This is a genomic window from Xenorhabdus yunnanensis, assembly GCF_028598805.1.
In the GTDB taxonomy this organism is placed as follows: domain Bacteria; phylum Pseudomonadota; class Gammaproteobacteria; order Enterobacterales; family Enterobacteriaceae; genus Xenorhabdus; species Xenorhabdus yunnanensis.
Map to the genome: position 1 here is coordinate 1 of NZ_JAQRFI010000272.1, position 340 is coordinate 340.

Sequence of the window (340 nt, forward strand, 5' to 3'; positions counted from 1 at the left end):
GGTTTTCGGTAGTATCCCAGTTAACACTCTCTTCTTTACAAGGCCGTAATGTACCGGTTGATGGCATCTGAGCAATTTGACGTGCGCGAGCCTTGCCCTGCCAGGTGAAGTTATAGCGCTCATCTGAGTCATCAACGACTTCACCAAGTACAGCTTTTAAGGCATCAAAATCGATTTTTCCTTCCGAAAATACCTCAGGGAAAAGCTGTTTAAGTTGATCGACATTTTCTTGGGTGATACGGGATTTACTTCCCATGTATTTCACTGCTCCGCCTCCCGCTCTGTTGGTGCAGCCAGAAAACAAAAAGGCCGCACTTGGCGACCTTGGATTCGTTATCCG

General features: G+C 47.1%; 1 pseudogene. It reads right to left on the bottom strand.

Annotation, left to right across the window (positions count from 1 at the left end):
- A pseudogene (locus PSI23_RS22210) lies at positions 1–256 on the bottom strand (site-specific DNA-methyltransferase); the annotation flags it as partial.
- Positions 257–340: the final 84 nt, after the last annotated feature.